The sequence below is a fragment of the Pseudomonas sp. 05N434 genome (assembly GCF_056396965.1).
Genome location: NZ_JBFTMK010000429.1, coordinates 1 through 4,398 on the forward strand (window position 1 = coordinate 1; position 4,398 = coordinate 4,398).

A 4,398-nucleotide genomic window follows, 5' to 3' on the forward strand; every position below is an offset into this window, starting at 1 on the left:
ATAGCGCTTTGAAGTTTGCCAGCGCCAGCAAGCCGGCTCCTACAAGTGACCTWCGGTCACTTCTCGACGAACGCACGCTCGATCAGGTAATCACCCGGCTCGCGCATCCGCGGCGAAACAGTCAGGCCGAAGCTGTTCAACACTTCGCTGGTCTCGTCGAGCATGCTCGGGCTGCCGCACAGCATGGCGCGGTCGTCCTGCGGGTTGATCGGCGGCAGGCCGATGTCGCTGAACAGCTTGCCGCTGCGCATCAGGTCGGTCAGGCGGCCTTCGTTTTCGAACGGCTCGCGGGTCACGGTCGGGTAGTAGATCAACTTGTCACGCAGGGCCTCACCGAAGAACTCGTTCTGCGGCAGGTGCTCGGTGATGAATTCGCGGTAAGCGACTTCGTTGACGTAACGCACGCCGTGGCACAGGATCACCTTTTCGAAACGCTCGTAGGTTTCGGGGTCCTGGATGACGCTCATGAACGGCGCCAGACCGGTACCGGTGCTGAGCAGGTACAAATGCTTGCCAGGCTTCAAGTCATCCAGCACCAGGGTGCCGGTAGGCTTCTTGCTGATGATGATCTCGTCGCCTTCCTTCAGATGCTGCAACTGGGAAGTCAGCGGGCCATCAGGCACTTTGATGCTGAAGAACTCGAGATGCTCTTCCCAGTTCGGGCTGGCAATCGAGTAAGCGCGCATGAGCGGCCGGCCGTTGGGCTGTTGCAGGCCGATCATCACGAACTGACCGTTCTCGAAGCGCAGGCCCGGATCGCGGGTGCACTTGAAGCTGAACAGAGTGTCGTTCCAGTGATGAACACTGAGGACACGCTCGTGGTTCATGTTGCTCATGTACGTGGGACTCCTGGAGATTTTGCCTGCGCCAATGATGTGCACAATTGCATCGCATTCTAATGGCAGCGACAATATCTGTTAAATGGATTATTAAGATAAGGGTTATCGGTTATATCGATATGCGATTTACTCTCCGTCAACTTCAAGTATTCGTCGCCGTCGCCCAGCAGGAAAGCGTATCCCGTGCCGCGGGCCTGCTCAACCTCTCGCAATCGGCGGCGAGCACCTCGATCACCGAGCTGGAGCGCCAGTGCAGCTGTCAGCTGTTCGATCGCGCCGGCAAACGGCTGAGCCTCAACGCCCTCGGCAAACAGCTATTGCCGCAAGCGGTGGCCCTGCTCGATCAGGCCAAGGAAATCGAAGACTTGCTCAACGGCAAGTCCGGTTTCGGCTCCCTGGCGGTCGGCGCGACCCTGACCATCGGCAATTACCTGGCCACCCTGCTGATCGGCAGCTTCATGCAGCGCCATCCGGAAAGCCAGGTGAAGCTGCATGTGCAGAACACCGCCAACATCGTGCAACAGGTGGCTCACTATGAAATTGATCTGGGTCTAATCGAAGGCGACTGCAGCCATCCGGACATCGAAGTGCAGAGCTGGGTCGAAGATGAACTGGTGGTGTTCTGCGCGCCCCAGCATCCGCTGGCTCAACGCGGTATTGCCACTATGGAGGAGCTGAGTCATGAGGCGTGGATTCTCCGAGAACAAGGCTCGGGCACGCGGCTGACCTTTGACCAGGCCATGCGTCACCACCGCAGCGCGCTAAACATTCGCCTGGAACTGGAACACACCGAAGCGATCAAGCGCGCGGTGGAATCGGGTTTGGGGATTGGCTGCATTTCGCGCCTGGCGCTGCGCGATGCGTTCCGTCGTGGCAGCCTGGTGCCGGTAGAAACACCGGATCTGGACCTGGCGCGGCAGTTCTATTTCATCTGGCACAAACAGAAATATCAGACCTCGGCGATGCGCGAGTTCCTCGAACTGTGCCGCGCCTTCACCGCCGGGGTTCAGCGCAGCGACGAGATCGTTCTGCCTGCCATCGCTTAAAGCAGGATCACCGCCCATACCAGCGCGATCATGCTCAATGCCACGAGTTGAGCGGCACTGCCCATGTCCTTGGCGTTCTTGGACAGTGGGTGCCGCTCCAGGGAAATGCGGTCGATGGCCGCTTCGACCGCCGAGTTGAGCAATTCGACGATCAGCGCCAACAGGCAGACTGCAATCAGCAGCGCCTGCTCGACACGGCTGACATTCAGGAAGAACGACAGCGGAATCAGGATGGCATTGAGCAACACCAGTTGCCGGAAGGCCGCCTCGCCAGTGAAGGCCGCGCGCAGGCCGTCAAAGGAATAGCCGGAGGCGTTGAGGATGCGTTTTAGGCCGGTCTGGCCTTTGAAAGGTGACATAGAGTAAGCAACTGACCAAAAAGGAGTGGGAAAGCTAGATTAAGCAAAGTCAAAAAAGCGTGAATACATAACACCTTAGTGGCTCGAAATTGACTCAAGTTGTTGCAAGAGCAGCGCCGCCTGAGTCCGGGTCCGTACATTCAGCTTACGGAAAATCGCGGTGACGTGGGCCTTGATCGTCGCTTCGGAAACGCTCAATTCGTAAGCAATCTGCTTGTTCAGCAAACCTTCACAGACCATGGTCAACACCCGGAACTGCTGGGGCGTCAGGCTGGCCAGGCCTTCACTGGCAGCCTTGGCTTCGTCGGAAACGCTGACGGCTTCGAAGGCCTGGGGCGGCCAGAAAACATCACCATCGAGCACCGCGCGTACGGCTTTTTGAATGACACTCAAGTCACTGGACTTGGGAATGAAACCGCTGGCGCCGAATTCACGGGACTTCACCATGATCGACGCTTCTTCCTGCGCCGACACCATCACCACTGGAATCTGCGGGTACTGACCGCGCAACAGCACCAGCCCGGAAAAACCGTAGGCCCCTGGCATGTTCAGGTCCAGCAACACCAGGTCCCAATCGGCCTTTTCGGTCAGACGGCTTTCCAGCTCGGCAATGCTCGCCACTTCCACCAGCCGGACATCCGGGCCCAGACCCAGGGTCAATGCTTGATGCAAGGCACTACGAAAAAGAGGGTGGTCATCGGCAATCAGGATTTCGTATGTGGCCATTTTTCAAATGATCCTGTTTTTCAAACAACTCCAGGTGCAGCCACGCAGATGCACCAACAGGGCACGTTCAACGCCAATCACATGGCTATTCACGTAAAAATACGGCGTATCAAACGATGGCCGCGCCCCAATCGGCGCCAAGCATGCCCAGCGAAACCGGGGTGGTCAAGATACATAACCGGTACAGTTCTTTGCAGTATGGGCGACAATCAGAACATGGCGGGGACGTCGTTATGAACAAACCGCATCAGCTCGGCGTGGGCCGGTGTGGCGAGGTTCATGTCCAGCTGTTTTTTCGCGTCCAGATAATGCTGACTGAACACGTCAAAATAAGCGTCCAGCGCTGACGCAGCCTCGGTATCACCGGCCAGATCGAGACACAGTGCAGCCACTTCAGCGGTGCATAAATGTTCGCTACGGGTGGAGCGGCGCAGTCGATAACGTGACAGTTTTTCGGGCAGCAGGCTCAAGATCGGCAAGCGATCAAAATACGGGCTCTTGCGAAAGATCTTACGGGCTTCGGTCCAGGTGGCGTCCAGCAGAATGAACAGCGGGCGCTTGGTGCTATCGACCGCGACACTGTGGGTAACTCGCTCGGGTTCGACGTATTCGCCCGGAAACACCAGGTACGGTTGCCATTGCGGATCGGCCAACAGCGCCAGCAGTTGCTCATCAGTCTCGGTACGCGACCAGATGAATGCATGATTGTCGCGCACCACATCAGCGATCAGCCAACCGGTGTTACTTGGCTTGAATACTTCTTTGTTGGTCATGATCAGGCACACGCCCGAGCGGGCCTCGACCGACGGGCGCCAGGCACACAGGCAATGACTTTCAATCACGCGGCAATCACGGCATCGCGGCGCTCTCCAGCCACGGGCCTGAATCGGCTTGATGCCCTCCTCCTCTCGCTGATCGCGCAAGCGGGCGACGGCGTTTGCGGCAAAGCGCGGGGTGACAGGGTTCATCGCAGGCAGCACCGTAGTGGATGGAAAATCGACACGAAAAACACTCGCAAGGGCAAAAAGTCGCGGCAGTTTATCAGAGCAGCCGGTGCAAGCCTGTACCGCTCAGACCTCCTCCCCTATAATTCGCCGCCACTGAACGCACAGTCATGTGCCTGGTCGAACCACCAGTCACTGAACCAGGAGAGTTTCATGCTGCGCCTTATCGTTCCCACCGCTGCCATTTTGCTGGCGTCGTCCTTTAGCGCTCAGGCTGCATCCTTGAGTGAGCAGAATCTCAACAGAGAGCTGCGAAACGTCGCCGTACAAAGCAGCGTTGGCACTCCACGGGCGATCAACGAAGACATTCTTGATCAGGGCTACACTGCCGAAGGAAAAGTGCTGATCAACCACTTGAGCGTGCAAAGCAGCCACGCCGAAAAAATGCGCGCCGATCCCAAAGCGGTGTACTTCCAGCTTGGCG

At 57.7% G+C, this 4,398-nt stretch carries 6 protein-coding genes; 2 read left to right on the forward strand and 4 right to left on the reverse strand.

Annotated elements, in window-relative coordinates; translation table 11 throughout:
* Positions 1 to 56: 56 nt before the first annotated feature.
* Positions 57 to 836 carry a ferredoxin-NADP reductase gene (gene fpr, locus AC1DLB_RS22495; protein ID WP_002554680.1) on the reverse strand — a complete coding sequence of 260 codons (780 nt, stop codon included), beginning with the start codon at positions 834 to 836 and terminating at the stop codon, positions 57 to 59.
* Positions 837 to 958: 122 nt separating this feature from the next.
* Between fpr and AC1DLB_RS22500 the strand changes: the two genes are divergently transcribed.
* The gene (locus AC1DLB_RS22500) at positions 959 to 1,885 is read left to right on the forward strand and encodes a LysR family transcriptional regulator (RefSeq protein WP_018926952.1); all 927 of its coding nucleotides are present in this window, start codon (positions 959 to 961) and stop codon (positions 1,883 to 1,885) included.
* On the opposite strand, the gene AC1DLB_RS22505 is transcribed toward AC1DLB_RS22500, so the two are convergent.
* The 3 genes from AC1DLB_RS22505 to AC1DLB_RS22515 all read right to left on the reverse strand — a co-directional run bounded on the left by AC1DLB_RS22505 (position 1,882) and on the right by AC1DLB_RS22515 (position 3,938).
* Complete coding sequence (locus AC1DLB_RS22505) at positions 1,882 to 2,244, reverse strand: diacylglycerol kinase (protein WP_018926953.1); 363 nt, start codon at positions 2,242 to 2,244, stop codon at positions 1,882 to 1,884. The genes AC1DLB_RS22500 and AC1DLB_RS22505 overlap by 4 nt on opposite strands.
* Positions 2,245 to 2,319: 75 nt before the next feature.
* Positions 2,320 to 2,970 carry a response regulator transcription factor ErdR gene (erdR, locus tag AC1DLB_RS22510; protein ID WP_018926954.1) on the reverse strand — a complete coding sequence of 217 codons (651 nt, stop codon included), beginning with the start codon at positions 2,968 to 2,970 and terminating at the stop codon, positions 2,320 to 2,322.
* Positions 2,971 to 3,179: 209 nt separating this feature from the next.
* Entirely contained in the window at positions 3,180 to 3,938 is a 759-nt protein-coding gene (locus tag AC1DLB_RS22515) for a tRNA-uridine aminocarboxypropyltransferase (protein WP_018926955.1), read from the reverse strand.
* Positions 3,939 to 4,127: 189 nt separating this feature from the next.
* Here AC1DLB_RS22515 and AC1DLB_RS22520 point away from each other — a divergent pair.
* Positions 4,128 to 4,398: PA3611 family quorum-sensing-regulated virulence factor (locus tag AC1DLB_RS22520; protein ID WP_477785673.1), on the forward strand; the 271-nt coding region annotated here is incomplete at its 3' end.

Bases quoted from the DNA above. Each gene is read 5' to 3' on its own strand.
- fpr (WP_002554680.1), bottom strand. From the start codon at position 836: ATGAGCAACATGAACCACGAGCGTGTCCTCAGTGTTCATCACTGGAAC.
- AC1DLB_RS22500 (WP_018926952.1), top strand. From the start codon at position 959: ATGCGATTTACTCTCCGTCAACTTCAAGTATTCGTCGCCGTCGCCCAG.
- AC1DLB_RS22505 (WP_018926953.1), bottom strand. From the start codon at position 2,244: ATGTCACCTTTCAAAGGCCAGACCGGCCTAAAACGCATCCTCAACGCC.
- erdR (WP_018926954.1), bottom strand. From the start codon at position 2,970: ATGGCCACATACGAAATCCTGATTGCCGATGACCACCCTCTTTTTCGT.
- AC1DLB_RS22515 (WP_018926955.1), bottom strand. From the start codon at position 3,938: ATGAACCCTGTCACCCCGCGCTTTGCCGCAAACGCCGTCGCCCGCTTG.